We start from the raw sequence: 25,963 nt of genomic DNA, 5'->3' as shown, positions 1-25,963 counted from the left end.
GCTAAAACTAGCGCATGTGGCCGGCTGGAACCAGTGGGAGCGGCAGCAGCATCAAAGCGTGATGCGGTATTTGGCAAAACCAGCCTCACCATCGCCGGCAGGTTCGATCTTCAGGGATTTCACCCCGGCGATGAAATCCTTGGCCCTCGGTCCCGTCTCGAAGACGACGCTGGCGCCGGGCAGTGGCACGAAGGACCAGTTGTCGTCGGCGGAAGGATTGATCGTGCCCTCGCTGACGACATAGCGCACGATCACGTCGCGGTTGGTGTCGGGCGCCTCGTAGATGATCTTGGAAGCGTTGATGTCGGGGAAATTGCCGCCGCCGCCGGCACGGTAATTGTTGGTGGCGACGACGAATTTCGCTGCCGGATCAATCGGTTTTCCGTCGAATTTCAAATCGACGATACGGTTGGAGCCGGCATTCGCGACGCTGCCCTTGGCGTCGTATTTCGGCGGCTGCGACAGGTCGATCCTGTAGGTGACGCCATCGATGACGTCGAAATTGTAGGAGGGGAAATCGGTGTTGATGAGCGGCTGGTCCGCCTTGCCCGGCTCGATATGGTTGAAGATGCCGGCCGACATCTCCAGCCATTCCCTCACCTCGGCGCCGGTGATTTCGACGGCACGGACCGTGTTCGGGTAGAGATAGAGATCGGCGACGTTCTTGATGGCGATGTCGCCCGCGGGAACGTCGGTATAGTAGTCGGCGCCGTTGCGGCCGCCGGCCTTGAAAGGTGCTGCAGCCGACAGCAGCGGCACGTCCTTCCACTTCGTGCTCTTCAGTATGTCCTTGAGGTACCAGCTCTGCGCCTGGTTGACGATCTGCACGGACGGATCGTCTGCGACCAGCGCGAAATAAGAATAGAGCGGCGCCGATGTCTTGCCGACCGGGCGGCGGACATAGGCAAGCGTCGCCTGGTGATCCTGCTCGAGCGCGGCGATGATGCGCTTGTCGTCGCCGACCTTCGCCTTGTTCTTGTTGTCGACGCGCTCATAGATCGGCCGCGCCTCGGAGGTGGCCGAGACGACCCGCCATTTCGAGCCGTCGCGTTCCAAAAGCAGGTCGATCAAGCCCATGTGCGAACCCCAGAAGCCGCCCATGACCGCGGGCTTGCCTTGCAGCGTACCCTTTTCGGCGTCGACGCCTTGAAGCGACTGGAAATCCTTTTTGCCCGGAAAGACCAGATGCTGGTGGCCGGTGAAGACGGCGTCGATGCCCTCGACGCCGGCGACGAAGAAGGAAGCGTTCTCCATTTTGTCGCCCTGCTTGATATCGATGCCGGAATGCGAGAGCGCGATGACGATATCTGCGCCCTCTTCCCTGATCTGCGGCACCCAGGCCTTGGCCGCCTCGACGATGTCGCGCGTCTGGACGTTGCCTTCGAGGTTCTTGAGATCCCAGACCATGATCTGCGGCGGCACGAAGCCGATGACGCCGATCCTGATCGGCTGCTCGGTGCCCGACCCGTCCTTGATCTTCCTGTCGAGGATGACATAGGGCTTGAGATAGAGCTTGTCGTCGCGAGGGTTGCTGGCCAGCGTGGTGCGACGGATCAGGTTCGCGCAGACGAAGGGAAAGTTGGCGCCGGCCAGCACCTTGTCGAGGAAGGACAAGCCGTAGTTGAATTCGTGGTTGCCGAGCGTCGAGCACTCATAGCCGAGCAGGTTCATGCCCTTCATGACTGGGTGCAGGTCGCCATCCTTCATGCCCTTCTCATAGGCGACATAGTCGCCCATCGGACTGCCCTGCAGGAGGTCGCCATTGTCGATCAGCATCGAATTCGTGGCTTCCTTACGCACCGCGTCGATCAGCGAGGCGGTGCGCGAGAGGCCCATCGTGTCGTTCGCTTTGTCGGCGTAGTAATCGTAAGGCAGCAGGTTCACATGGATGTCGGTGGTCTCCATGATCCTAAGATGCGCCTGGTTGGTCGCGGCGTGGGCGGAGAATGGGTGCAGCATGATCAGCGCGCCGCCGGCAGCAACGCCGGCCAGGAATTCGCGGCGGGAGAATTCACTACGAGGGGGCGGCAGTCGTGACATCGTGCTCTCCTGTTCGACAATGCTGCAACCCCTGCCCCAGCCGGAGCATGGCGTTGAAGACGCCTTGAGTCCATGTTTGCCGGAGGCCTTACGATCACGACAAGGTGACGCGCCGCGATCACCAAAGGGTCACGCGTCGATGAAACGGACGGCGGCGAGGCGCTCAGCTCTTGTCGTCGTCGCCTTGCGTGATCAGCCGGGCACTGCGCTGGCCCGTGAGATAAATCCATAGCCAGCTAAGCGAGACCGCCAGGCGGTTGCGGAAGTCGATCAGGAAATAGATGTGGGCGATACCCCACAGCCACCAGGCGAGCCAGCCGGTGAGCTTGATCCAGCCGAAATCGATGGCCGCGGCGCGTTTGCCGATCGTCGCCAGATCGCCGGAATGCCGGTACAGGAAGGGACGCGTGGCCGTGTCGCCGGCAAGCCGCGCCTTGATCGTCGCGGCGACATGCTTGCCCTCCTGCTTGGCCGAAGGCGCCACGCCTGGCACCGGCTTGCCATCCGGCCTCAGCACATGCGCGGTGTCGCCGATAACGAAAATGTCTGGATTGCCCGGCACGGTCAAATCGGGTTCGACCAGCACCCTGCCGGCTCGGTCGGCCGGCGCCCGCAGCCATTCGGCGGCTGGCGAAGCGGCAACGCCGGCTGCCCAGATGATGGTCCTTGCCGCTAGCTGCTTGTCGCCGAAGACGACGCCCTCGGCGTCGAGCCTGGTGACGGGGCGCCCGAGCTCGACAGTGACGCCGAGCCGTTCCAGCGCCTCTCGGGCATAGTCGGAAAGCTGCGGCGCGAAATTGGCCAGGATGCGGTCTCCGGCCTCGATAAGCACGACGCGCGCCTGGCGGGTGTCGATGTTGTGGAACTCGCCGCGCAACGTGTCATGCGCCAGCTCGACAATGGTGCCGGCGAGCTCGACGCCCGTAGGGCCGCCGCCGACGATGACCAGCGTCAGCAGCGCCTGGCGCTTCGCCGGATCGGTTTCGCGCTCCGCCTGCTCGAAAGCGAGCAGGATGCGGCGCCGGATCGTGGTGGCATCTTCGAGCGTCTTCAGGCCCGGCGCGAAGGGTTCCCATTCGTCATGGCCGAAATAGGCGTGGCGCGCGCCGGTGGCGAGCACGAGCGTGTCGTAGGGAACCGAGCCGCCGTCTTCGAGTAGCACGCGCTTGCCGGAGCGGTCGACGCCGGTGACAGTGCCGAGAAGCGTTGTCACGTCCTTGCGCCGGCGTAAGAGATGACGGATCGGCCAGGCCACCTCCGAAGTCGCCAGCGACGTCGTCGCCACCTGGTAAAGCAGCGGTTGAAAAAGATGGTGATTGCGCTTGTCGATCATCGTGATGCGCACGGGCGCACCCGCCAGCGCGCGGGTGAGTTCAAGCCCGCCGAACCCGGCGCCGACGACCACGACATGATGGCTGGCTTCGCTCATTCCGATCTACCTCGCGGCGTAAACTACCACACAGAGATGTAGGTATTTTGTGCGCTGCAACAACATCTTGCCGGCTGGGAAACATGCCCCAGAGTCGTCGCGCGGCGTCGTGATTGCACATGTACGCGCACTCCCGTGGGTATAGCGTTAGGCACCACGACAGGAGCCTATCATGGCTGACGACCGCGACGATGAAGGACCGGCGCAATACGCCTCGCCGCCCTGCTTCCTGCACGAACTCGACCCGGAATACCGCGAGCCGCTCTCCGACTGGACGGATGTCAGGCGATGGCGCAAGGCCGAGCGCGAGCGGCTCATCAATGCCCGCCTTACCGTTTCGGCCGACGTTCGCGCCGCGATGTCGGCGCGTATCGCCGATGGCCTCGACGCGCTGATCGGCGACATAGATGGCCGGATGGTCAGCCTCTACTGGCCGTTTCGCGGTGAGCCGGATCTGCGCGGCTGGATGGCCTCGGTCAATGAGCGCGGCGGCCGCACCGCGCTGCCTGTCGTCATCGAGAAGGGCCAGCCGCTGGTGTTTCGCGCCTACAAGCCGGGCGACCGGCTGGAAAAAGGCGTCTGGAATATCCCGATTCCGGCCGAGGGCGATCCGGTCCTGCCCGACATCGTGATTTCGCCGATCGTCGGCATCGATCCAGGCAAGTATCGGCTGGGCTATGGCGGCGGCTTCTACGACCGCACGCTGGCGGCCATACCCTTCAGGCCGCTGGTGATCGGCGTCGGCTATGAATTGCAGCGCATACCCACCATCTACCCGCAGCCGCACGACATTCCGATGACGACTGTGGTGACGGAGGCCGCGACTGCCTAGACGGTCCAGGTCCAGTCGATCGGATAGTTGAAAATCGGGGTGAACGTCACGCCGACCGCCTCCATATCCCTGCGGCCGTCGACGACCATCTCCTTCAGAGTGTCGAGCTGCGCCGCATGCTCTTCGGTGTCCCAGACACTGACCTGCACGATCGAGCCTTTCGGCGAGACGCCGGCATAAAAGTGAAGGAGCCCCGGCAGCCGTCTGATAGCCGGGATTATGTACTGCGAGGTCTTCTTGCTCGCGGCATCGACTTCCGCGAAGCGGCTCGGGTCGTAGCTGGCGCGCGAGACGCGAACGACGGCGGTTGCCGGCAATGACTCGGGCAAGGTGATTCTTCTGTCATATCGCCGCTGCCTCCTGCTGGTTATGAGTCCCTAAGCCATCTCCGGTCTCAAGCCGACAGCCGTGCGATCGACGATCTCGCGCAGCGCGAAGGACGAGTTGATCTTCGTCACATGCGGCATGGCGGACAGCCACTCCTTGTGAATACGCTCATAGTCGACGAGATCCTTCGCCGCGATGCGAAGGATGTAGTCGTATTCGCCCGACATCAGATGGCAGGAGAGCACGTTCGGACAGCGCTTGATCGCCGCCTCGAAATCCGACAGCGTCTTCTCGAATTGCCCCGACAGCGATATGTGCACGATCGCTGTCATCTGGTGGCCGAGCGCGCTGTTGGAAAGCCGCGCATGATAGCCGCGGATGGTTCCGGACTTCTCGAGATTGTCGAGCCTGCGCGAGCAGGCCGATTGCGAAAGGCCGACCTTCTCGGCAAGCGCCGCATTGGGTATCCGGCCATCCTTCTGCAAAGTCTCCAGAATGGCGATATCAATCCTGTCGAGCGGCATTTTTCGTGGTTCCTGCGAATTTACGGCTATTTTGCGCAACGATTATCGAAGAGCGGTCCTTGCCGCAAGTGCATTCGCAAACACATACGGAACGATTCGTGATTGACTGCCATTATTGCGTGTCGCCTCCAAAATCGCGCGGCGTTCCGGAGCTGATGGCATGCACCAATGACAGGGAGAGCGCCCCTTGAAAGGGCGCGGACAGGAGAAGAAAGATGCGTGTCGGCTGCCCCAAGGAAATCAAGAACCATGAATATCGCGTCGGCCTGACGCCCGGCTCGGTCCGCGAATATGTCGCGCATGGCCACGAAGTGCTGGTCGAGACTGGTGCCGGCGCCGGCATCGGCGCCGACGACAATGCCTATCGCGCCGCTGGGGCGACTATCGCCAAGACGGCGGCCGACGTGTTCGCCAAGTCGGACATGATCGTCAAGGTCAAGGAGCCGCAGCCCAATGAATGGGTGCAGCTGCGCGACGGCCAGATCCTCTACACCTACCTGCACCTTGCTCCGGATCCGGAGCAGACCAAGGGTCTTCTCGCTTCGGGCGTCACCGCCGTTGCCTATGAGACCGTGACCGACGATCGCGGCGGCCTGCCGCTGCTGGCGCCGATGTCGGAAGTCGCCGGCCGCCTGTCGATCCAGGCCGGCGCGACGGCGCTGCAGAAGGCCAATGGTGGCCGCGGTGTGCTGCTTGGCGGCGTGCCAGGCGTGCTGCCCGGCAAGGTCACCGTGCTCGGCGGCGGCGTCGTCGGCCTGCATGCGGCCAAGATGGCGGCCGGCCTCGGCGCCGACGTCACCATCATCGACCGCTCGATCCCGCGCCTGCGCCAGCTCGACGACATCTTTGGCGGCCGCGTCCACACTCGTTACTCGACCGTCGAGGCGCTGGAAGAGGAGTGCTTCTCGGCCGACGTCGTCATCGGCGCCGTGCTGATCCCGGGCGCCGCGGCGCCCAAGCTCGTCACCCGCGAAATGCTGTCCGGGATGAAGAAGGGCTCGGTGCTGGTCGATGTCGCGATCGACCAGGGCGGCTGCTTCGAGACCTCGCATGCCACGACGCATGCCGATCCGACCTATGAGGTCGACGGCGTGATCCACTATTGTGTCGCCAACATGCCCGGCGCCGTGCCGGTCACTTCGGCGCACGCGCTCAACAACGCGACACTGCACTATGGCCTGCAGCTCGCCGACAAGGGCCTCAAGGCGCTGGTCGACGACCATCACCTGCGCAACGGCCTCAATGTCCATAAGGGCAAGATCACCAACCGCGCCGTCGCCGAGGCGCTCGGTTACGAAATGGTCGAGCCGAAGGCGGTGCTGGCCGCCTGACGGGCTAGCATAGCTTCATACAGTCGCCCGCCGGTCATTCCGGCGGGCTTTTCTTCGCGCGCGAGCTTGTTCGTCGAGAAATCCGGGCCACAAAAAAGCGGAGCAAAAGCCCCGCTTCCTCGGTGTTGCGATCCGCCGCCGGTCCATCCGCGGTCGACAAATCATCAACCATTACTTTTTAGCGTACTAGTGCGACGAGAATACGACAGTCTTGAACAGCTTCGATCATGTCTTTCGGCCGTTATGCGTCCTTGTGTGAAATTCTTCACATTCGCCCGACGGGAAAGATGCCTAGACACGCAATGCTACTGGCGGTTTGTGCTGCTTGCCGGTTTCGGACAATTCCGGCCTGGCAGCACTAGCCGACAGCTTCTGTCAGACCCTCCAACGGCCCGCCTGACCATCGGCGGGCTTCTTTTTGGGTCATGCCGGTTTGGGATCGGGCCGGATCAGGCCCGCTCGATGCGGCATTGATAGCAGTTATTCCGCGCCGAGCGGACATGGATGTAGGCGATCTCGTCGCGCTCAAGCAGTGTTGTCGCGCGAGCGGCGATGTCGCCCGTCGGTGTGACCGCGCCGCTGCCATAGACGATGCGATCGTCTTCGCCATAACCCCTCATGATATAGTCGCTGCTTGCGAGCATTTCCGGCAGCGCATCCCCGTCGGCGGCGCGTTCGCATTCCTCGGCATGCAGGAAGATCGGGCCGGTTTCGGCATAGGGCTGCACTTGCGGAAACGGCCGATAGGCTAGGATCAGGTAGCCCTCGCCGGCTGCGACGTTCTTCATGCAGTGCCTGCAGGGCACGCCGTCGCCGTCGGAGATCCGGTGTTCCGGGGTGAGGCCATAGGCATCGGGCCCTCCCCGCTGCAGGGCGCGCACGGCTTCGGTCGGCAAGGCTTTGAACTGGATGCTCATGGCAAATCTCCGGTGTCGATGTCGGGAAATTATGCTTGCACGACGGTGTTTCCCACCCGATTCCTGCCTAGAGTGTTTCACCGTTTCACGGAAACGGCGAACCGCTCTAACTCTTTGTTTTTACGCAATTCCGGACGGAAAACCGCTCACACTTTTCCTGGAATTGCTCTGGCGGCGCACACATGCAGAGCCCGGCTGCTTTGCACAGCCGGGCCCTCGACCATCGGCATTGTCGGGCTGAGCGTTACCGCACGAAATCGTCGAAGCGGCGCAGCGTCACGCGGCGGTTGCGCCAGTTCTCCTGCTGGGTCGGCACGAGCAGGAATTCCTCGCCATAGCCGAGGGTTCCAGCGCGAAGGAGGGCACGCCGAACTCGCCTACCAGGGTCCGCTTCAGAGAGGCGGCCCGGCGCTCGGATAGGACCTGGTTCGATTCGAAAGACCCTACGGCGTCGGTGTGGCCCTCGATCAGGATGCGGGCGCCACGGTCGCGTCGCAGGATGCGATGGAGCGCGTCGGCGATGATCTCGACCTTGCCATATTGCGAGGGGGCAATGGCGGCCGAGCCGAACTCGAAATTGATCGACTGGATGTCGATCGAACGCGCCATGCGCCGCAGATCCGGGCGGCGCTTGAACTCGCGAATGGTGACTCGTTCATTGGGGCGCAGCTTCTTTCTGGGAGCGGCCTCGAGCTGCCGCTCGATCGTCGCGGCGGAAGGCGTGGTCGCCTGTGCGGACGCCAGGCTCGGCATGGCAATTGCCGCGATCGCGGCTACGGCAAACATACGTCGGGTCAACATGTCTTTCTCCTGCAAGCTCGGCCTCGTAATGCGGCCGGACAATGACAAAGACAGTCTGAAGCGGCGAAGAACGGAAGGTTCAGGCCCACGGCAATTCCGGGAATGCGTCCGCCGGTCGGGCTCGGCGGCAGCGTAAAACGGGTCTAGGCCCGCATGACGCTGGCCGAACGCTCGGCGAAGGTCAGCGGGTGCACGACTTCCTTCTTCTGCGCCACAGGCGTGAAGCCGAGTTTCTGGTACAGCGGCAGAGCCGCCGGGTGGTCGAGCGTGCAGGTCTGCACGGAAACGAACTTTGGCCCATATGCCCAGGCCGCTGAGATCGCCGCGCCGAGGAACCAGCGACCGAGGCCCTGGCCTTGCGCATGTTCCATCATGCCGAAATAGGCGAGCTCCACTTCGTCCGGCAGATGCGGCTTGAGGTCGAAGAAGCCGGCAGGAGCGCCGTCGAGATAGAGCACCCTGACGTCGCGGTCCTCGCGGTGCAGGCCGGCGGCAAGCTCCTCGTCGCTCATCCTCAGCACATTGACCCAGTGCCATTTGCGCCCGACGCGATCTATCAAATAGCGGTAGAAATGGAGCGGGATGTCCTTGGTCTTCAGCAGCGCGATCTGGCGGTTGTAGGGGATCGGCGGCGAAACCGCTGGTGCGGCATGCATCTCCAGGAACGTGACCGTGACGTCGATATCTTTCGGCACGCCGTTTTCCATCATTCTTTCCCCGTCACCACCGGCGTGTCGCTCAGACCGCCCCATTCCGTCCAGGATCCGTCGTAAAGCCGGTTGTCGGTATGGCCGAGCGTCTCCAGCGCCAGCGTGATCGCCGCCGCCGTGATGCCCGAGCCGCAGGACGTGACCACTGGCTCCGACAAATCGATGCCGGCATCCTCGATCACCTTGCGCAAGCGGTCCTTGGGCAGCAACTCGCCATTCTCTGCAAGCGCCGTGATCGGGACGTTGTGCGCGCCTGGCATATGGCCCGAACGGACGCCGGGACGCGGCTCCGGATCGGTTCCGGCGAAACGGCCGGCCGAGCGCGCGTCGGCGATCTGGCTCTTGCGGCCGTCGACGATCCTGCGCATCTCGTCGAGGCCGACGACCCGGCCCTCGTCGAAATCGGCATGGAAGACGCTCGGCGCGATCTTGGTCGGCTCGGAAGTCACTGGCCGCCCCTCGGCCTTCCAGCGGTCGAAGCCGCCGTTCAGAATATAGACCTGGAAAACGCCCATGACCCGAAACATCCACCAGGCGCGCGGCGCCGAGAACAGGCCAGGCCCGTCATAGACGACGATTGTGTCATCAGCCGTAACGCCCATGGCGCCGACATACTGGGCAAAGTGCTGCGGCGAGGCCAAGGTGTGCGGCAATTTGGAGTCCGGGTCGGAAACCGCATCCTGGTCGAGGAAGCGCGCGCCGGGAATGTGCGCGGCATCGTATTCGGCGCGGGCATCTCGCTTTTGCGCCGGCAGATACCAGGAGGCGTCGATGATGGTGAGGCCGGGCTCGCCAAGTTGCTTTTCCAGCCAGTCGGCGTCGACGATGAAGGGACTGTCCTGCGCCATTTTGTTATCTCCCTGGGCCGCCTCGGTTTAGAGCATGATGCCGAAAAGTGCGAAGCGGTTTTCGGGCGACATCATGCGTCATAACTTCGAGCATCAATTCGCCGGCATTGGCCCGAAGCGGATGCGGAAGCGCCGGTTCTCGCGGCCCTTCTTCTCGATCTTGCCGATATGGATCTCGCCGACCTCGCCGGTCGACTTCACATGCGTTCCACCGCAGGGCTGGCTGTCGACCGAGCCGTTATCGCCGATGCAGACCAGGCGGATTTTTCCTGTGCCGACCGGCGGGCGGACGTTCTTCGATTTGACCAGGCCGGGATTGGCGGCGAGTTCGTCGTCGGTGATCAACCGGGTGAAGATCGGATGATCGGCGCGCACCAGCTCCATCAGGCGGGCCGTCACATCTTCCTTGGTGAAGCCGGTGTCAGGGATATCGAAGTCGACACGGCTATCGTCCTCGGCGACCGCCGCCCCAGTGATCGGAAATGGGCAAACGACCGTCAGCAGGTGGCAGGCGGTATGCATGCGCATCAGAAGGTGCCGCCGTTGCCAGTCGATCGAGAGCTTCAGCCTTTCGCCGACAGCGGGCAGTGGCCGCTCCGGCGTCGGCACGTGGATGATCTCGTCCTTGGTCTCGCCGGTGATGGTGGCGGCGATCGCGATGCGGCCGCCGTCCGCTCTTTCGAGCATGCCGGTATCGCCCGGCTGTCCACCCGACGTGGCGTAAAAGATCGTGCGGTCGAGAAGGATGCCGCCGCGATCGTTGATGGCGACGACCTCGGCCTCGGCCGTCGTCTGATAGGCGTCGTCGCGAAACAGCGCCTCGGTCTTGTGCGCCATCATGCTACCTTTTCGAACGGCAGGGAAATGTCGGCCTTCTCTTCCATCCAGCCCGGCACCGGAAGATTCTTGCCGCGCAGGAACTCCGGATTGAAGAGCTTGGACTGGTAGCGTGTGCCGTAGTCGGCAAGGATCGTCACGATTGTGTGGCCGGGTCCGAGCTCGCGCGCCAGCCGGATGGCGCCGGCAATGTTGATGCCTGTCGAGCCGCCGACACAGAGTCCCTCTTCCTGGATCAGGTCGAAGATGATGGGCAACGCTTCCTCGTCCGGGATCTGGTAGGAGAAGTCCGGCGTGAAGCCTTCGAGATTGGCGGTGATGCGGCCCTGGCCGATGCCCTCGGTGATCGAGTTGCCGTCGGATTTCAACTCGCCGCTGGTGTAGAAACTGTAGAGCGCGGCGCCCAGCGGATCGGCGAGCGCGATCTTGACATCCTTGCTCTTGCCCTTGAGCCCGAGAGCGACACCGGCGAGCGTGCCGCCGGAGCCGACGGCCGAAACGAAGCCGTCGATCTTGCCGCCGGTCTGGGCCCAGATTTCCTGCGCGGTCGTGCGGACATGGCCGTCGCGGTTGGCGACATTGTCGAACTGGTTGGCCCAGATCGCGCCGTTGGGTTCGGAGCGCGCCAGTTGCTCGGCAAGGCGGCCCGACAGTTTTATGTAATTGTTGGCGTTCTTGTACGGCACGGCCGGCACTTCGATGAGCTCCGCGCCCAGGATCTTGATCGTGTCCTTCTTTTCCTGGCTCTGCGTGTCGGGGATGACGATCACGGTGCGGTAGCCGAGCGCCTTGGCGACCAGCGTCAAGCCGATACCAGTGTTGCCGGCGGTGCCTTCGACGATGAGCCCGCCGGGCTTGAGCAGGCCGCGCTGCTCGGCATCGCGGATGATGAACAGGCCGGCGCGATCTTTCACTGATTGCCCAGGATTCATGAACTCGGCCTTGCCCAGGATTTCGCAGCCGGTCGCTTCCGAAGCCTTGTTGAGCCGGATCAGGGGCGTGTTGCCGATCGCTTCGATCACAGAACGGGGCATGCGGGATTCCTTCATGTGTGCGGCGAGACCCTAAAAACCGGACGCCGCGGTTTCAAGGCAAGATTTTGCCTGGTCCAGTCGCATTCCGGATGGTGCAACGCACGCGATCATTTCGGTGACAGGTGCAAAACCGCTCTTTTCAACCGATTTCTCCGCCGCTAGAGCAAACCGGAACATCCGCAGGACACCCCATGACACTCTACCGGGCCAATCCGAAAGACGGCGTCGCCTGGATCACGGGCGGCAGCAGCGGGCTTGGTCGCGCGTTGGCCAAGGATCTCGCCAATCAAGGCTATGCCGTGGCGGTGACGTCGCTGCCGGAAGATCCAGCCGACACGCTGATCGTCGAAACGGCGCAGATGTCCGGGCATGTGAAGTCCTTTCCCTGCGACGTCACCGACGAGCACGGCATGGCGCGCACGGCCGCCGCGATCGAGGAGCAGATGGGCCCGATCGTGCTGGCCGTCTTCAATGCCGGCAACTACATCGCCACCCCCGGCGAGAATCTGGTGGTGCGCGATTTCCATCGTTCCTTCGCCGTGAACTATTTCGGCATCGTCAACGGCGTGGTGCCTGTCGTCGAGCGCATGCGGGTGCGCGGACGCGGCCATGTCGTTCTTGTCGGATCGGTCACCGCCTATTCCGGCTGGCCGACGACGGCAGCCTATGGCGGCACCAAGGCCGCGATCAACATCCTGGCGGAGTCGCTGAAATACGACTTCGACAAGATGAACATCCGCGTCCAGGTCATCAATCCGGGCTTCATCGACACGCCGCTGACCGAAAAGAACAAGCTGCCGATGCCGGGTCTCATGCCTGTGCATCGCGCCTCGCGCCGGATGGCCCGCGGCATCAAGAAAGGCGGCTTCGAAGTCACCTTCCCCTATCACATAAGCTGGCCGCTGAAGTTGCTCGGCCTGCTGCCGCGGCCGATCGGCCGCTTTGTCATCGGGCTCACCACCCACTGGTGGGGGCGGCCGTTGCATTTCGATCGCAGGCCGGCGGGCAAAAAAGCCGCATCCCGCGACGAGGCGGCATAACCGCCGCAACATAAGCCGGCGAAACGGCGATTGCCTGCCGGCGGGGACGGCCATAGGTTGAGAATCATTGCTTGGAGACTGGAATGGGGCGGCGGATCGTGCTGGCGGTGCTTGGTCTTGCAGTCATCCTGGTCGCCGGCTTCTTCCTCGGCCCCCGCGTGCCGGTCGATACCACGATCAAGTTCAATCCGTCGGTGATCGGCGACGATCCGCAGGCCTACCTGGCGCGGGAAGAGGCTGCCGTGCCCAACATCCGCGACGGGCTCGACAAGGAGATTATCTGGGCAAACCCGATGGTCCACGCCAAGACGCCTTTGGCCATTGTCTACGTCCATGGCTTTTCCGCCTCGAAGGGCGAGGTCCGCCCCTTGCCGGACGACATTGCGGATGAACTGGACGCCAACCTCTTCTACACGCGGCTGACCGGCCACGGCCAGGACGGCGCGGCCATGGCGCAAGGCAGCGTCAATGCCTGGATCAACGACTATGAGGAGGCTTTGGCCATCGGCCGCGAAATCGGCGACAAGGTGATCGTCATCGGGACGTCGACCGGCGGCTCGCTGGCAGCATGGGCAGCGACGCAGCCGGGTGCTTCGGACGGTGTCGCGGCAATCGCGTTCATATCGCCGAATTTCGGCGTCAAGGCCTCCGGCGCGGAGTTGCTGACCATGCCCTGGGGCGGACAGATCGCCGAGCTTGTCGGCGGCAAGGAGCGCAGTTTCCTGGCGCGCAATGCGCTCCACGAAAAATTCTGGACCACCAGATACCCGATGAAAGCGGTGTTGCCGATGGCCGCGCTCACCGAGCTTGCCTATGGGGCGCCGGTCGAGAAGGCAAAGATCCCTGCCCTGTTCGTCTTCTCGGATTCCGACAAGGTGGTGCGGCCGGATCGCACACGCGAGATCGCCGGGCGCTGGGGCGGTCCGCACGAGCTGGTGCCGGTCGACGATACCGGCGATCCGGACAATCACGTCATCGCCGGCGATGTGCTGTCGCCGCAGACCACGGCCTTCCTCACCCAGCGTATCGTGGTGTGGGTGAAGGCGCTGATGCAGCAGCAGGCAGGCCAGTGAAATCGGCTGGTTAAATCGAGCCGGTGAAATCAGGCCAATAAAACGGGGCCGGTGAAATGAAAACGGCCGGAGCATCGCCCCGGCCGTTTCTTCTTGCGTCGTCTTGACCGGCTCAAGCGGCCCGGTTCGCCGGACGCTTGCCGCCGAAGCGGCGCTTGTTGTTGCCCTTGAAGCGCTTGAAGCCGTCGGGCTTGCCCGAGCCATTCGGCTTGGCGGCAGCCGGGCGGTCGCCCTGCGGCTTCGGTCCGCGCTCGCCATTGGGCTTGCCGGCGAAGTGCTTCTTGCCACCGCCATTGCCCGGTCGGCGGCCATCGCGGCGGCCGCCATGATGCTCGCGGTCATTGGCCGGCTCGAAATAGCGCTCGGTCTTTTCCCTAGAGTCGCGCTGCGGATCCGGGCTGCCGAGATGGTCGGCAATGACCGGCAGCTTCATGCGGATGATGCGCTCCACCTGCCGCAGCTTGGCGTTCTCCGAGGGATCGCAAAGCGTGATCGCGATGCCGTCCCTGCCGTTGCGGCCGGTGCGGCCGATGCGGTGGACATAGCTTTCCGCTTCGTCCGGCAGGTCGAAATTCACGACATGGCTGATGCCGGGCACGTCGATGCCGCGCGCCGCGATATCGGTCGCGACCAGGATCCGGACCGAGCCGTCGCGGAAATCGTTGAGTGCCTTCTGACGGGCGTTCTGCGACTTGTTGCCGTGGATGACGGCGGCTTCAAAACCGTCGCGCACAAGGTCCTTGGTGACACGATCGGCGCCATGCTTGGTGCGCGAGAACACGATCACCGTACGCATCGCCTCGTCGGCCAGCATCTTGGACAGCACCTGGCGTTTCTGCCTGGTGCGGGCAAGCACCACGCTCTGAACGATCTCGGCGGCCGTCGTGCTCTGCGGCGAGACCTCGATACGGACCGGATGCTTCAGGAGGCCCTTGGCAAGCTCGGCGATCTCGTCCGGCATGGTGGCCGAGAACAGCGCCGTCTGGCGGTCCGGCGCGGTCGCCTTGGCGATGCGCTTGACGTCGTTGATGAAGCCCATGTCGAGCATGCGGTCGCCCTCGTCGAGGACGAGCCATTTGGTGTCGGCAAGGATAAGGTCGCCTTCACGCACCAGATCGGTCAACCGTCCAGGCGTGGCGATCAGGATGTCGACGCCGGGCGCGATCTTCTTCACCTGGCTGAAACGCGAGACACCGCCGAGCACCAGCGCGGTGGAGATGTGCGCGCCCTTGGCGAGCAGCTTGATCGTGTCCTCGATCTGCACGGCAAGCTCGCGCGTCGGCGCCAGAATCAGCGCGCGCGCCGTCTTCGGACGGCGCTTGGTGCCGAGGCCGATGATCTTCGACAGGATCGGCAGCGCGAAGGCGGCTGTCTTGCCCGAACCGGTCTGGGCGATACCGAATATGTCGCGGCCGTCGAGCTGCGGCGGGATCGCCTGCACCTGGATCGGCTTCGGCTCGGTGAAGCCGGCGGCCAGCGTAGCCTTCAGCAGCGCGCCGCCAATGCCGAGGGCCGCGAAACCGGAGAGTTCCCCAGCGTCGTTGTTGGGGAGGGTGTTTTCGTTGGTCAAATTTATCTTCTTTCAAGCGGCGCAATCGCCGCAAACGTCAATGGCGGCAGGGCGCAACCTGCCGTCGAAACAATCATCAGGAAACGACAAGGCGGCGGACGGGAAACGTCCGCGCGGCTGCGCTGTCGTGCCCGCGGACTTCATGCCCCGGGGCTTTTTCGCCGTCTTGCCGATCGACCTGGGTCGACTTGAAAGAGGGAAAACAGACGCAACCAGTCTCATTCATGGAGAAAGCCGGACATACCGGCCCAAGCGCCTATACGCCGCATATGGCCGAGTCCGGCCCGAAATGCAAGGGGCCATGTTGCAATGCAGCAAAAACAGAGCCGTTACGATCTCAGACTCAGACCTCGTCCGGCCATTTCCGCGCGCCGTGCTGGACGAAAAGGATTTCTATCTGAGTTTCCTTCACTCGATATGCAACGATATAGGGCGTACCGGGGATCACCAGTTCACGAGTTCCGTTGATCTCGCCAACCCGCCCGATAAAGGGATTGGCCGACAATAGCCGAGCTGTCTTTGAATGAATCTCGTTGACGACCCGGGCTGCCGCTCGCGGGTTGTGTCGGCCGATATAGTCGCCGATTGATGCGAGCTCGATCAGATAGTGTCGGTCCAGACAATCCGCACCGATCGCTATGCCTGACCGTATTTGTTCAAAACGGCTGCTATCTCTTCCTCATTTGCAAAGTCCCCACGATCGGCGGCCTCTATTCCCGCCTGGATGCCGGCGATCCACTTCTCCTGCCACGCGAGCGAGCGTCCGTGGGACAGGGCATCTTCAATGATCTGATCGCGAGTGAGTGTCGAGCGCGACGTCAGCATTTCGATCCGACGACTCAAATCTTCGGAGATTTCCACATGGTTCTTCATCGCTTCATTGTGCCATATACGGTTCCCGGCTGCCAAGATCGCCCACTGCCGGTTTGCGCAAGCCTCGAGAGCCGAACGAAATGGAGCGCTTGCGCTCCTCTGCCCTCGCCATTACCACAAATCACTTATCCGTTTTGGGGACCAGCGATGAAAGACGTGCTGAAGGAACTCGAGCGTCGCCGCGAGATTGCCCGCATGGGCGGCGGCAAGGACCGCATCGACGCGCAGCACAAGAAGGGCAAGCTCACCGCCCGGGAGCGTATCGAGATATTTCTCGATGAAGGCTCGTTCGAGGAGTTCGACATGTATGTCGAACACCGCTCGACCGATTTCGGCATGGAGAAGACCAAGATCGCCGGCGACGGCGTCGTCACCGGCTGGGGCACCGTCAACGGCCGCCCGATCTATATCTTCGCCAAGGATTTCACCGTGTTCGGCGGCTCGCTGTCGGAAGCGCATGCAGAAAAGGTCATCAAGGTCCAGGAGATGGCGCTGCGCAATCGCGCGCCGATCATCGGCCTCTATGATGCCGGCGGCGCCCGCATCCAGGAAGGCGTGGCGGCGCTTGGCGGCTATGCCGAGATCTTTCAGCGCAATGTGCTGGCCTCCGGCGTCATCCCGCAGATATCGCTGATCATGGGCCCTTGCGCCGGCGGCGACGTCTACTCGCCCGCCATGACCGATTTCATCTTCATGGTGCGCGACACCTCCTACATGTTCGTCACCGGACCGGATGTGGTGAAGACGGTGACCAACGAGACCGTGACCGCCGAAAGCCTCGGCGGCGCCAGTGTGCACACCACCAAATCCTCGATTGCCGACGGCGCGTATGACAACGATGTCGAGGCGCTCTTGCAGATGCGCCGGCTGGTCGATCTTTTGCCGGCGTCGAACACGGCCGAGATTCCCGAGATCGAGTGCTACCAGTCGGTGACGGACCACGACCTGTCGCTCGACCGGCTGATCCCCGACAACGCCAACAAGCCCTATGACATCAAGGAACTGATCCTGAAGGTTGCAGACGAAGGCGATTTCTTCGAGATCCAGCAGAGCTTTGCCAGGAACATCGTCACCGGCTTCGGCCGCGTCGAGGGCCGCACGGTGGGCTTCGTGGCCAACCAGCCGATGGTGCTGGCCGGCGTGCTCGATTCCGACGCCAGCCGCAAGGCGGCGCGCTTCGTGCGCTTCTGCGACTGTTTTTCGATTCCGATCGTCACCTTCGTCGACGTGCCGGGCTTCCTGCCGGGCACCGCGCAGGAATATGGCGGGTTGATCAAGCATGGCGCCAAGCTGCTCTTCGCCTATGCCGAAGCGACGGTGCCGAAGATCACCGTCATCACCCGCAAGGCCTATGGCGGGGCTTATGACGTCATGGCGTCGAAGCATCTGCGCGGCGACATGAATTATGCCTGGCCGACGGCGCAGATCGCCGTGATGGGCGCCAGGGGCGCGGTCGAGATCATCTACCGCAAGGACATCGGCGATCCGGAGAAAATCGCAGCCCATACAAAGACTTACGAGGATCGCTTCCTGTCGCCCTTCGTCGCCGCCGAGCGCGGCTATATCGACGAGGTGATCATGCCGCATTCGACGCGGCGCCGCGTGGCGCGCGCGTTGCGCATGCTGCGCAACAAGGACATGCAGAACCCCTGGAAGAAGCACGACAACATTCCGTTGTGAGCAAACCTCCGTCAGCCGAAATGACCACCACCGCTAAATGAGCGCGGAGACGACATGCGTATAACACTCGCGGCCCAGGGCCTTATTCCGTGCAAGGGCTATGGCGGCATCCAGCGGCAGGTCGAATGGCTGACCACGGAAATGGTCAAGATGGGGCATCAGGTGACGTTGATCGCCGGCCCGGGATCGTCGCATCCGATGTGCGAGGTCCGCCACGCGGTCACCAATGACGAATGCCGCGCGGCTGTGCCCAAGGACACCGACATCGTCCATCTTCATGCCTGGAAGGTCGAGGTTCCTTTTCCGACGCTCAACACCGAGCGCGGCCATTTGCCGGATTACCCGAGGCCGCAGCCGAACTGGAGCTTCATCAGCGCCCGCCATGCGGAGCTGCACGGCCGCAAGACCTTCGTCTACAACGGTTTTCCGGTGGACGCCTATCGGCTGGCGCCATCGAAGAACGACCATCTGTTCTTCATGGCGGCCATCGCGCGGGCTGGAAAAGGCCTCAACCGGGCGGTGGACCTGGCAAAAAAATACGATTTCAAGCTCGATATCGCCGGCGGCTCTCGCTGGAAGCTGCTCGGCCGCAGCAAGACGCGCCGCGAGGGCGTCTTCTTCAAGAGCCTGTCGTCACGATTCCGCTACCACGGGATGGTCGACGGCGAACCGAAGGTGCGGCTGTTGGGCGAGACCAGGGCCTTTCTCAACCCGATTTCCTGGGAAGAGCCTTTCGGCAACGCGCCGGTCGAATCCATGCTGTGCGGCACACCAGTCCTGACGACGGCGCGCGGCGCGCTGCTCGAAACGGTCGACGCGGAAACCGGCCGCTTCTTCGACACGGATGACGAGTTCGCGCGCGGCCTTGGCGAAATCGGCGGTTTGTCGGCGCGAAGATGCCGCGAATCCGCGGCAGACCGGTTTCCGATCCAGAAGGCCGCAAAAGCCTATCTGGAGCTCTACCGCCGCATCCTTGATGGCGAAGCGCTTCCGTGAGACATCACGCGGGCGCTTCCTGTCAACGGCGGCTGTTCCGGATCGAAAAGGTATCGCGCATTGCGCCCCATCCTGGTCTTTTGCCTGCCGGCGATCGGTGATTTCATCCGCTGCCACGCGGCCATCCAGATCATCGCCGGGAGATTTCCCGGACAGCCGATCGACATCATCACCTCGAGGATCGCCGCGCCGCTGGCGCGGCTGATGCCGCATGTTCGCAAGGTCTGGATAGCGGAGAAGCACTGGAAGCCGGGGCTGAAAGAGCGAGCAGCACTCGCGCGAAAACTGCGCGAGGAGAATTATCAGGCGGCCTATTTGCTCACCAGCAGCACCAAGGCATCCCTGGTTCCGTGGCTGGCCGGAATACCTGAGCGCATCGGCTATCCGCGCGAGTTCCAGTTCGGCATGGTCAACCGCCTGCCTGTCGGCTGGCTGAAATCGATGATTGCATTCGGCCCGCGCAAGACACGGCTTGCCGAACAGGTCTGCGCAATCGCATCTCTCGGCGAAAGGCCCGCTGAAGAAAGACCGCTGCCGGCGCCGCAGCTTGTTGTTTCTCCTGAGGAACTTGCCGGCTGGCGCCAGCGCAATGGCATCGACCCGGCCAGGCCGGCGATTGCCCTCTACACGTCCGACTTTGCCAACAAACGCTCATGGCCGATGGAGCGCTTCGTCTCGGTCGCGCGCGATTATGCTGGCCGCGGCTGGTCGGTCTGGCTTGTCGGCGGACCGCGGGAGCGGCAGGCCGCGGCGGAAATAAAGGCTCATTTGCCGGAGGCGATCGACTTCACCTCGACGCCCGATATCGCGGAGGCCATGTGCCAGATCGCGGCCTCGACAATTTTCCTCGGTGTCGACGGCGGCATTTCCCACGCCGCCGGCGCGCTTGGCGGCCCGTGCGTGCTCATATACGGCTCGAATCGGGCCTATGTGCATGGTCCGGTGAACGAACAGGTGATCTTTCTCGAGCCGCGGATTTCGACACCGGGCTGGGTTGAGAACACGCGCGCCGTCAGCGAAGACCGGGTTCGCGAGGCGCTGGCGACAGCGATCCGAAAACACGCACCGCAATTCGCCTGACCTTATTCCTCGGCTGCGGCGCCGAAGCCGGCGCCCATGCTCGCGCGGGCCGTGGTCGCCCATGGCGTGGCGTGGTTGTCGATGCGCATCTGGAAGATGAAATAGGTCGGCGAGCAGAAGCCGACGCCCTTGACCTTGGCCGCGCCCGGCGTGTCCGGCGGCAGCGACTGGCACATATAGTCCTCGCGGCAGAAATGATCGGCCGAGCAGGCTGGACGGTTGCCGCGATTGACCGCGCCGCCAAGACACTGGTCGAAATTGTTGGTGGCCACGCAGATGTCGAACTTCTTGCCGCCGACCAGGCCGCAGATTTCACTGGGCATCGGCTTGCCCGGTTTGAAGTCGGAGAAGGCGCGGTCCTTGTCGTCGCAGGCGCGGTAGGCAAAGCCTCCTGGAACGCCGATCTTGGGTGGACGGCAGGTATAGGCGGTCCGCGAAATCGTTGGCGCATGGGCGGCGAACTGGCCGGTAATCCTGTAGCGGTCGTTGAACGGCTGCGCCGCATTGCTGGCGATGGAGCCGGTCAGGCATGGGTGGCCGGAAAACATCGCGGGACTGTCTTTCGGGAGCAGGCATTGCGCCAGCTTGATCCTCACCCCCGAGGCGGTGGCGATCGGCGTGCATACCGTGCCGCCGCCGCATTGCCAGGTGCTGCCGAAGCGAGCCGCGTCCTCCGGCATCAGGCATGGCATCGCCGTTTCGGCTGGTGCATAGGCGACCTCGCCACTGTCCTTCCAGGCGGCGGGCGGGGCGAAGGAGAGCGGGCGAAAGCGGTTGGGCTCCCTGCCCTCGGCCGTCGCCTCGAGCCAGGCCTCGCGGCGCGGGATCTCGGCATGGAGATGCGGCGAGATGCCGACCTCGAGCCGGTTCAGCGGCGAGGTCGTCGCGTCGTCGAGGCCGATGAAATGGAAGCCGGCGGTCGAACCTGCCTGATGGCAGCCCTGGCAGGCACCGTTGTCGAGGCGCTCGACCAGGGCTTCCGGCGTGCTGACCAATGAAAATTTCGAATAGTCAAGCCCGGCGAACGCCTTGGGATCGAGCAACGGTGTGAACGGATGATTGGCCTGCCTTGCGCTGCCGAAGGTCGACCAGGAGATGACTTTTCTCGCCAGGAACTCGTCCGGGATTTGATAGACGCCGAGATCGACCGCAGCGGCATTGGCGCGGACATAGTCGGCAAGCCGCGCCTTCAGGGCCGCATCGTCGGTGAGCCGTGCCGTGTCCGGCGTATTTTCCAGAGGCTTCTCTGCGACCATCGCGCCGTCGATGCTGAAGATGCGCATCAGGTAGGCAGCCTGCCCGCCGAACTCGGTTTCCTGGCCGGAAGGAAAGCGCACGACCTGCGCATTGAGCTCGATCTGCTTGAAGGATAGCGAGGCCTTTTCGAGCGGTCCACCGGTCAGCCAGCCGGCATCGATCGTTTCGTCGAGCTGCGGCGTCCAGCGGCCGGCTACGCCGGCGCAGCTGCCGTCGGCGTCCGGAGCGACGCGGTATATCGCGCTGAAGTTGAATGGCAGGCGCGAGGCCAGTTGCTTGCCGTTCTTCTTGAACGAGTATGCAAGGCGGTAGATGAGCCGCACCTCGCCGCAGCTCGTCTCGTGGCCAAGCGCCGCGAAATCGCGCCGGTCGAGCCGGTTGACGACGCCGACAAGCCGGAAGCGCGCCGCGTTCGTCTTCAGCCAGCGCATGTCGATGATGCGGCCGACATTGCCGTCGGTCACCTCATAGAGGGTACGACCGCCGGCCTTGATGTCGGCGCGAAGCGCAGCAACGTCGGCAGAGACGGTTTCGACGATGGCATGATAGGCCGGCGCCGCGTCGTAGAGGGTCTTCAGGTCGTCCTTGCCATCGACGCCGAAGACGCCGGCGAAACCGTATCCCTTGGCGTCGAGCGTGGCGAGCACACGCGGGTCGTCGATCATGGTGACGGGATGACCGGCGGCATGGGCAAATTGCGCAGCGAAAGGCGCCAGGAGAAAGGCCGCAATCACGAGCCCCAGCCGTTTCATCGGATAGGGTTCTGCGTCAGGTCGCGAAGAACCGGCACCATGGCCAGGGGCAGGTCTTCGGCTATCAGGCCCGGCCCAAAGCGACTGCCCGCCTCGGCATGGATCCAGACCCCGGCGCAAGCCGCTTCGAAGGCCGGCATGCCTTGGGCAAGCAAGCCCGCGATGATGCCTGCCAGCACGTCGCCCGAACCGGCGGTTGCGAGCCACGGCGCGCCATTGCCGTTGATCGCCGCGCGGCCGTCCGGCGCGGCGATCACGCTATCGGCCCCCTTGTAGACGACCACGGCGTTGGCGCGTTGCGCGGCGGCGCGCGCCTTGGCCAGCTTCGACAACGCCTTATTGCCTGCAATGTCCGCGAACAGCCTGCCAAACTCACCCTCATGCGGCGTCATGATCAATGCCGGCGCGTCCGGCCTGCCGGCTGCCTCGAACAGCGTCGAGGCCGCATTGCGGAAAGACGTGATGCCGTCGGCGTCGAGCACCAGGCCCTCGACGCCGCCGTCCAGGCGGTTTTTGGCGAGCACAGCGAGCGTGAAATCGCGCGCCTTGTCGCCGACGCCGAAGCCGGGACCGAGGATGAAGGTGGACGGCCGGCGATCACCGATCAGGTCATGCACGTCCTCGATCGCGTCAACCTTGCGCAGCATGATGGAGGTGAGATGCGCCGCGTTGACCTGCATGGCGTTTGCCGGAGAGAGCACGGTGACGGCCCCGGCCCCGCTTCTTGCGGCCGCCAGCGCTGAGAGGCGCGCCGCGCCCGTCGCCGATGGTCCACCCGAGAAGACGCTCGTATGGCCGCGCTTGTATTTGTGCGCGTCCACGGCCGGCGCAGGAAAGTTCGCGATCCAGAGCCCGGGCCGGTTCTCAAAGGTCCTTGGCGCGATCTCGTCGATGATCTCGTTGCGAATGCCGATATCGGCCAACACGATCTCGCCGCATCGCTCTCGGCCCGGCAGCAGCAGGTGCCCGGGCTTCTTTCGCGCGAAGGTCACGGTGAGAACCGCGCGAAATGCCGAGCCGAGGACTTCGCCGCTATCGCCGGAAACGCCCGAAGGCAGGTCGATCGCGACCACAGGCAGGTTCATCCCTGTCACGATTTCGACCGCGGCCTTGGCGTCGCCGGTGAGAGGCTTCGACAAGCCTGCGCCATAGATCGCATCGACGACCAGCGAACCGGCTTCGGCCGCGAGAGCCGACAGCGGGCGTCGCTTCAGAGTGCAGGTGGCCGCCGCGAGCGCGGCGTCACTGCCTGCCCGCGGTTCGCCCGACGTCCACAGAGCCACATCGACGCCGGCCTCGGCCAACAGCCGCGCCACGACATAACCGTCGCCGCCATTGTTGCCGGGGCCGCATAGCACATGCACCTTTTTGGCCGCCGGGTAGCGCGCCAACACGACGGCCGCGACGGCCTCGCCGGCGCGCTGCATCAGTCCGTAGCCGTCGAGCGGCCCGGCCGCGATCGCCAGTCTGTCCGCCTCGGCCATCTCGGCCGTGGATAGAAGTTCATTGCGCATGGGATTGCCGATCTCCGTGCGATCAAGCATTGTCCAGTTTTCGGTTCGAAGCAAACCACCGCAGCCGCGCATCGTTTGCAAACGCGGTCGCATTCGAGAGGGGTCTGCCTGCCAATTGCGCTTCCTGCCCATTTTTTACGCAGGATTGAGGAGGGGCGATGTATAGGGTTTGGGCGTCCATGCCGCATCCGACGCAGCGGATGACGCGAATTTGCATCCGGGCGCGATCCGGTATCGAAAACGCCCTGTACCGTCTCCACTCCCCTGGATTGGCACGGTTCGTGCTAGATGGAGGCGCAAGCGGGGTACACAACCCGTCTTCTTGGCAGTGGAGGCCATTTTTTACATGAAAAAGATCGAAGCGATCATCAAGCCATTCAAGCTGGACGAAGTGAAGGAAGCGCTTCAGGAGGCCGGACTGCAAGGCATCACCGTCACCGAGGCCAAGGGTTTCGGCCGCCAGAAGGGGCACACCGAGCTCTATCGCGGCGCCGAATATGTCGTCGACTTCCTGCCCAAGGTGAAGATCGAGGTGGTGCTCGGTGACGAAGCCGTCGAAGGCGCCATCGAGGCCATCCGCAAGGCGGCGCAAACTGGCCGTATCGGCGATGGAAAAATCTTCGTTTCCAACATAGAGGAAGTCGTGCGCATCCGTACCGGCGAGACCGGCATCGACGCCATCTGACGTCACCATCTTTCTGCAACGTCATCATCAAAAACACGTCATCACACAGGGATACATGACATGACGACAGCCAAAGACATCATGAAGCAGATCAAGGACAACGACGTGAAATTCGTCGACCTGCGCTTCACCGATCCGCGCGGCAAGCTGCAGCATGTGACGATGGATGTCGTCGAGGTCGAGGAAGACATGTTCGCCGACGGCGTCATGTTCGACGGCTCCTCGATCGCCGGCTGGAAGGCAATCAACGAGTCCGACATGGTGCTGATGCCCGACACGGATACCGTCCACATGGATCCGTTCTTCGCGCAGTCGACCATGGTCATCCTGTGCGACATCCTCGATCCGATCTCCGGCGAGGCCTACAACCGCGACCCGCGCGGCACCGCCAAGAAGGCCGAAGCCTACATGAAGTCAGAAGGCATCGGCGACACCATCTATGTCGGCCCCGAAGCCGAGTTCTTCGTCTTCGACGACGTCAAGTACAAGGCAGACCCCTATAACACCGGCTTCCGTCTGGACTCCACCGAACTGCCGTCCAATGACGACACCGACTACGAGACCGGCAATCTCGGCCACCGTCCGCGCATCAAGGGCGGCTACTTCCCCGTGCCGCCGATCGATTCCGCGCAGGACATGCGCTCCGAAATGCTGACAGTGCTCGCCGAGATGGGCGTGCGGGTCGAAAAGCATCACCATGAGGTCGCCGCCGCCCAGCACGAGCTCGGCATCAAGTTCGACACGCTGGTGCGCAACGCCGACAAGATGCTGATCTACAAGTATGTCGTGCACCAGGTCGCCAATGCCTACGGCAAGACGGCCACCTTCATGCCGAAGCCGGTGTTTGGCGACAACGGCTCGGGCATGCACGTGCACCAGTCGATCTGGAAGGGCGGCAAGCCGACTTTCGCCGGCAACGAATATGCCGGCCTCTCGGAAAACTGTCTCTATTACATCGGCGGCATCATCAAGCACGCCAAGGCGATCAACGCCTTCACCAACCCCCTCACCAACTCCTACAAGCGTCTGGTGCCGGGCTATGAGGCGCCGGTGCTGCTCGCCTATTCGGCGCGCAACCGCTCGGCTTCCTGCCGCATTCCGTTCGGCTCCTCGCCGAAGTCGAAGCGCGTCGAGGTGCGCTTCCCCGATCCGGGCGCGAATCCCTATCTCGGCTTCGCCGCCATGCTGATGGCCGGCCTCGACGGCATCAAGAACAAGATCCATCCCGGACAGCCGATGGACAAGGATCTTTACGACCTGCCGCCGAAGGAGCTGAAGAAGATCCCGACCGTCTGCGGCTCGCTGCGCGAGGCGCTGCAGAATCTCGACAAGGATCGCGGATTCCTGAAGGCCGGCGGCGTCTTCGACGACGATCAGATCGACGCTTATATCGAGCTCAAGATGGCCGAGGTGATGCGCTTCGAAATGACTCCGCATCCGGTCGAGTACGACATGTACTACTCGGTCTGACGACCGAACTTCTCCGCATCGGCGACGAAGACGGACCCCGGCGTTTCGCCGGGGTTTTCGCTTGGGCAGTCCATTGGAGGGCTATCGCCCTCCCGCAAACGATCGGAGCCATGCAGCGTCCGGCCGGTCCGCCGCTGCAGGAAGCAGCAGTCATGCCGAAGTGGTCGCGGCGCTCCATCGCGCGGCATTTGGATGCAAAAAAGCCCCGACGTAGAATGAACTGACCCCCGAAAGTTGGACACAACCTTCGGGGGTTTTGCATGTCCAAGCACAGTCCGCGTTTCAAGCGCTCGGTTGTCGACAGCTATTTGTGTGGGAATGAAAGCTACGCGAGTGCTGGGTC

22 protein-coding genes and 2 pseudogenes are annotated in these 25,963 nt (G+C 63.3%); 9 read left to right on the top strand and 15 right to left on the bottom strand.

Going from position 1 to position 25,963, the window contains the following annotated elements:
- Window positions 1–51 precede the first annotated feature (51 nt).
- Entirely contained in the window at window positions 52–2,040 is a 1,989-nt protein-coding gene (locus tag EN852_RS31640; protein WP_127879857.1) for a bifunctional 2',3'-cyclic-nucleotide 2'-phosphodiesterase/3'-nucleotidase, read from the bottom strand.
- Window positions 2,041–2,203: 163 nt separating this feature from the next.
- A complete protein-coding gene (locus tag EN852_RS31635) occupies window positions 2,204–3,469 on the bottom strand; it encodes an NAD(P)/FAD-dependent oxidoreductase (protein WP_127879858.1) in 1,266 nt (421 codons plus the stop codon).
- 172 nt (window positions 3,470–3,641) lie between these two features.
- Here EN852_RS31635 and EN852_RS31630 point away from each other — a divergent pair, with 172 nt between their 5' ends.
- Window positions 3,642–4,301 carry a 5-formyltetrahydrofolate cyclo-ligase gene (locus tag EN852_RS31630; RefSeq protein ID WP_127879859.1) on the top strand — a complete coding sequence of 220 codons (660 nt, stop codon included), beginning with the start codon at window positions 3,642–3,644 and terminating at the stop codon, window positions 4,299–4,301.
- Here EN852_RS31630 and EN852_RS31625 read toward each other — a convergent pair.
- A complete protein-coding gene (locus EN852_RS31625) occupies window positions 4,298–4,630 on the bottom strand; it encodes a hypothetical protein (protein WP_127879860.1) in 333 nt (110 codons plus the stop codon). The genes EN852_RS31630 and EN852_RS31625 overlap by 4 nt on opposite strands.
- 48 nt (window positions 4,631–4,678) lie before the next feature.
- A complete protein-coding gene (locus EN852_RS31620) occupies window positions 4,679–5,152 on the bottom strand; it encodes an Lrp/AsnC family transcriptional regulator (RefSeq protein WP_040994689.1) in 474 nt (157 codons plus the stop codon).
- Between the two features lie 215 nt (window positions 5,153–5,367).
- Here EN852_RS31620 and ald point away from each other — a divergent pair, with 215 nt between their 5' ends.
- Window positions 5,368–6,483, top strand: a complete 1,116-nt coding sequence (gene ald, locus EN852_RS31615) for an alanine dehydrogenase (protein WP_127879861.1) — start codon at window positions 5,368–5,370, stop codon at window positions 6,481–6,483.
- 449 nt (window positions 6,484–6,932) lie between these two features.
- On the opposite strand, the gene EN852_RS31610 is transcribed toward ald, so the two are convergent.
- The 6 genes and pseudogenes from EN852_RS31610 to EN852_RS31585 all read right to left on the bottom strand — a co-directional run bounded on the left by EN852_RS31610 (window position 6,933) and on the right by EN852_RS31585 (window position 11,630).
- Complete coding sequence (locus tag EN852_RS31610; RefSeq protein ID WP_127879862.1) at window positions 6,933–7,400, bottom strand: DUF1203 domain-containing protein; 468 nt, start codon at window positions 7,398–7,400, stop codon at window positions 6,933–6,935.
- Between the two features lie 244 nt (window positions 7,401–7,644).
- A pseudogene (locus EN852_RS31605) lies at window positions 7,645–8,201 on the bottom strand (OmpA family protein).
- A 143-nt stretch (window positions 8,202–8,344) separates the two neighbouring features.
- The gene (locus EN852_RS31600) at window positions 8,345–8,908 is read right to left on the bottom strand and encodes a GNAT family N-acetyltransferase (RefSeq protein ID WP_127879874.1); all 564 of its coding nucleotides are present in this window, start codon (window positions 8,906–8,908) and stop codon (window positions 8,345–8,347) included.
- Complete coding sequence (sseA, locus tag EN852_RS31595) at window positions 8,908–9,759, bottom strand: 3-mercaptopyruvate sulfurtransferase (protein ID WP_127879863.1); 852 nt, start codon at window positions 9,757–9,759, stop codon at window positions 8,908–8,910. Before sseA ends, EN852_RS31600 begins: the two co-directional genes overlap by 1 nt.
- A gap of 93 nt (window positions 9,760–9,852) precedes the next feature.
- Complete coding sequence (locus EN852_RS31590; RefSeq protein ID WP_127879875.1) at window positions 9,853–10,596, bottom strand: alanyl-tRNA editing protein; 744 nt, start codon at window positions 10,594–10,596, stop codon at window positions 9,853–9,855.
- The gene (locus EN852_RS31585) at window positions 10,596–11,630 is read right to left on the bottom strand and encodes a cysteine synthase A (protein WP_127879864.1); all 1,035 of its coding nucleotides are present in this window, start codon (window positions 11,628–11,630) and stop codon (window positions 10,596–10,598) included. The genes EN852_RS31590 and EN852_RS31585 overlap by 1 nt, the downstream gene beginning before the upstream one ends.
- Window positions 11,631–11,821: 191 nt before the next feature.
- Between EN852_RS31585 and EN852_RS31580 the strand changes: the two genes are divergently transcribed.
- Together EN852_RS31580 and EN852_RS31575 are read left to right on the top strand one after the other, a co-directional pair.
- Complete coding sequence (locus EN852_RS31580; protein WP_127879865.1) at window positions 11,822–12,670, top strand: SDR family oxidoreductase; 849 nt, start codon at window positions 11,822–11,824, stop codon at window positions 12,668–12,670.
- A gap of 83 nt (window positions 12,671–12,753) precedes the next feature.
- Entirely contained in the window at window positions 12,754–13,743 is a 990-nt protein-coding gene (locus EN852_RS31575; protein WP_127879866.1) for an alpha/beta fold hydrolase, read from the top strand.
- Window positions 13,744–13,855: 112 nt separating this feature from the next.
- Here EN852_RS31575 and EN852_RS31570 read toward each other — a convergent pair whose 3' ends face one another.
- From EN852_RS31570 to EN852_RS31560, 3 genes and pseudogenes are all read right to left on the bottom strand, one after another.
- Window positions 13,856–15,313: a DEAD/DEAH box helicase gene (locus tag EN852_RS31570; protein ID WP_127879867.1), complete on the bottom strand. Its 1,458-nt coding sequence runs from the start codon at window positions 15,311–15,313 to the stop codon at window positions 13,856–13,858.
- Window positions 15,314–15,656: 343 nt separating this feature from the next.
- Window positions 15,657–15,943: pseudogene (locus EN852_RS31565) on the bottom strand (type II toxin-antitoxin system RelE/ParE family toxin).
- Window positions 15,944–15,949: 6 nt separating this feature from the next.
- A complete protein-coding gene (locus EN852_RS31560) occupies window positions 15,950–16,186 on the bottom strand; it encodes a transcriptional regulator (protein ID WP_127879868.1) in 237 nt (78 codons plus the stop codon).
- Window positions 16,187–16,333: 147 nt separating this feature from the next.
- On the opposite strand from EN852_RS31560, the gene EN852_RS31555 reads away from it, so the two are divergent.
- The 3 genes from EN852_RS31555 to waaF are packed head-to-tail and all read left to right on the top strand — an operon-like array spanning window position 16,334 to window position 19,942.
- Window positions 16,334–17,866, top strand: coding sequence for an acyl-CoA carboxylase subunit beta (locus EN852_RS31555; protein WP_127879869.1), 1,533 nt, complete (start codon window positions 16,334–16,336; stop codon window positions 17,864–17,866).
- A 54-nt stretch (window positions 17,867–17,920) separates the two neighbouring features.
- Window positions 17,921–18,862, top strand: coding sequence for a glycosyltransferase (locus EN852_RS31550; protein ID WP_127879870.1), 942 nt, complete (start codon window positions 17,921–17,923; stop codon window positions 18,860–18,862).
- 60 nt (window positions 18,863–18,922) lie between these two features.
- Complete coding sequence (waaF, locus tag EN852_RS31545; RefSeq protein WP_127879871.1) at window positions 18,923–19,942, top strand: lipopolysaccharide heptosyltransferase II; 1,020 nt, start codon at window positions 18,923–18,925, stop codon at window positions 19,940–19,942.
- Window positions 19,943–19,944: 2 nt separating this feature from the next.
- Here waaF and EN852_RS31540 read toward each other — a convergent pair whose 3' ends face one another.
- Both EN852_RS31540 and EN852_RS31535 read right to left on the bottom strand, forming a co-directional pair.
- Entirely contained in the window at window positions 19,945–21,951 is a 2,007-nt protein-coding gene (locus EN852_RS31540) for a hypothetical protein (protein WP_127879872.1), read from the bottom strand.
- Window positions 21,948–23,465, bottom strand: coding sequence for an NAD(P)H-hydrate dehydratase (locus EN852_RS31535; RefSeq protein WP_127879877.1), 1,518 nt, complete (start codon window positions 23,463–23,465; stop codon window positions 21,948–21,950). Before EN852_RS31535 ends, EN852_RS31540 begins: the two co-directional genes overlap by 4 nt.
- 346 nt (window positions 23,466–23,811) lie before the next feature.
- On the opposite strand from EN852_RS31535, the gene EN852_RS31530 reads away from it, so the two are divergent.
- Both EN852_RS31530 and glnA read left to right on the top strand, forming a co-directional pair.
- On the top strand, window positions 23,812–24,150 hold the full coding sequence (locus tag EN852_RS31530; protein WP_018428041.1) for a P-II family nitrogen regulator: 339 nt from the start codon (window positions 23,812–23,814) through the stop codon (window positions 24,148–24,150).
- A gap of 60 nt (window positions 24,151–24,210) precedes the next feature.
- Window positions 24,211–25,620, top strand: coding sequence for a type I glutamate--ammonia ligase (gene glnA, locus EN852_RS31525; RefSeq protein ID WP_127879873.1), 1,410 nt, complete (start codon window positions 24,211–24,213; stop codon window positions 25,618–25,620).
- The last annotated feature ends 343 nt before the right edge of the window (window positions 25,621–25,963 follow it).

The sequence above is a fragment of the Mesorhizobium sp. M2E.F.Ca.ET.209.01.1.1 genome, from assembly GCF_004010375.2.
Taxonomy (GTDB): domain Bacteria; phylum Pseudomonadota; class Alphaproteobacteria; order Rhizobiales; family Rhizobiaceae; genus Mesorhizobium.
Note: the sequence above shows the minus strand (reverse complement) of the source record. Positions and strands in the feature narration are given on the sequence as shown.